Below are 1,433 nucleotides of genomic sequence, written 5' to 3'. Positions count from 1 at the left end.
CGTTAGCGGTCAGGCAATAAAACGACCCGAGAAACAAATCGGGTTATTTTTAAAATATTGTATTTTAGCATTTGCTTAAATAAACAAGTTGACCATCTTTGTGTTTATGGAAAACAATTCTTGCATAAGACAACAAGCGGACATTAAACAAATCAACCGTTGTAAAGACCGAGTTGCAGAACTCAACGGCTCGTTTGACTACTTATCGAACGGACTTGAATTGGCGGGTAACAACGTCAGACTGAAAATCCTGTTCCTGCTTTATGAAGAGAAACAACTTTGCGTTTGCGACCTGAGTGATGTTCTTGGAATGACCATTTCGGCAGTTTCTCAACACCTGCGAAAACTCAAAGACCGAAAACTCATTGAAACAGAAAGGCAAGCACAGACCATTTTCTATTCGCTGACAAACGAATACAAAAACTTGCTTGAACCGTTTTTCATAATACTTGACGAAAACAAAATTTTGGAGACAATATGAAAAAGGACAATAAACTAATCGGAGCAGGAATTTTAACGGCATTCGCTGCTTCTCTATGCTGTATTACACCAGTTTTGGCACTAATTGCAGGAACAAGCGGACTTGCTGCCTCTTTTTCGTGGCTTGAACCTTTCCGACCGTATTTAATTGGTTTGACAATTTTGGTTCTTGGTTTTGCTTGGTATCAAAAACTAAAACCGAAAAAGGAAATAGACTGTGATTGTGAAACTGATGAAAAGCCAAAATTCATTCAGAGTAAAAAGTTTTTAGGAATTGTTACAGCATTCGCAATTGTAATGCTTGCCTTTCCTTACTATGCACATATTTTCTACCCTAAGACAGAAAAACAAGTAATAGTAGTTGACAAATCAAATTTACAGACCGTTGAGTTTACTATCAGCGGAATGACTTGTGCAGGATGCGAAGAACACGTAAACCACGAAGTGAACAAACTTTCAGGAATAATCAAATCAACTGCTTCATACGAGAATGGAAACGCAATCGTTGAATTTGACAACTCAAAAACTAACATAGCCGAAATCGAAACAGCAATTAACGGAACAGGATATTCAGTAAGAGACAAAAAGGAAAAATAAAATGGAAATAAAATTGCAATCAACAATCACTTGCCCCAACTGCGGACACAAAAAAGAAGAAACAATGCCGACAGATGCTTGCCAATACTTTTACGAGTGCGAAAACTGCAAAACTGTATTGAAACCACAACAAGGAGACTGCTGTGTTTATTGCAGTTATGGGAGCGAGAAATGTCCACCAATTCAACAAGACGAGAAATGTTGCTGACCGAAGAAAAAAAGCCCGAACCGCTAACAATGTATATACAAAATAGGCGAAATAGCAGTAAATTCAACGGTTGTAGCTCGCTTCAACTTCATCTCGGTTTGATAAGTTTGAAGCCCGCAATCGCCTACTTTGCATATACTAAACGTTA

3 protein-coding genes are annotated in these 1,433 nt (G+C 38.0%); all 3 read left to right on the top strand.

Annotation, left to right across the window (positions count from 1 at the left end; genetic code table 11):
- Positions 1–106 precede the first annotated feature (106 nt).
- The 3 genes from I215_RS15545 to I215_RS16555 are packed head-to-tail and all read left to right on the top strand — an operon-like array spanning position 107 to position 1,285.
- On the top strand, positions 107–481 hold the full coding sequence (locus I215_RS15545; protein WP_008992945.1) for an ArsR/SmtB family transcription factor: 375 nt from the start codon (positions 107–109) through the stop codon (positions 479–481).
- Positions 478–1,077, top strand: coding sequence for a mercuric transport protein MerTP (gene merTP, locus I215_RS15540; RefSeq protein ID WP_008992944.1), 600 nt, complete (start codon positions 478–480; stop codon positions 1,075–1,077). The genes I215_RS15545 and merTP overlap by 4 nt, the downstream gene beginning before the upstream one ends.
- Before the next feature lies 1 nt (position 1,078).
- Positions 1,079–1,285: a GDCCVxC domain-containing (seleno)protein gene (locus I215_RS16555; protein WP_008992943.1), complete on the top strand. Its 207-nt coding sequence runs from the start codon at positions 1,079–1,081 to the stop codon at positions 1,283–1,285.
- The last annotated feature ends 148 nt before the right edge of the window (positions 1,286–1,433 follow it).

Origin of the sequence: Galbibacter marinus (genome assembly GCF_000300875.1) — a bacterium.
Lineage (GTDB): Bacteria > Bacteroidota > Bacteroidia > Flavobacteriales > Flavobacteriaceae > Galbibacter > Galbibacter marinus.
This window is presented reverse-complemented; position numbering and strand designations above follow the sequence as displayed.

What these genes read in the sequence shown, in the direction of transcription:
- I215_RS16555 (WP_008992943.1), top strand. Translation starts at nt 1,079, where the DNA reads ATGGAAATAAAATTGCAATCAACAATCACTTGCCCCAACTGCGGACAC.
- I215_RS15545 (WP_008992945.1), top strand. Translation starts at nt 107, where the DNA reads ATGGAAAACAATTCTTGCATAAGACAACAAGCGGACATTAAACAAATC.
- merTP (WP_008992944.1), top strand. Translation starts at nt 478, where the DNA reads ATGAAAAAGGACAATAAACTAATCGGAGCAGGAATTTTAACGGCATTC.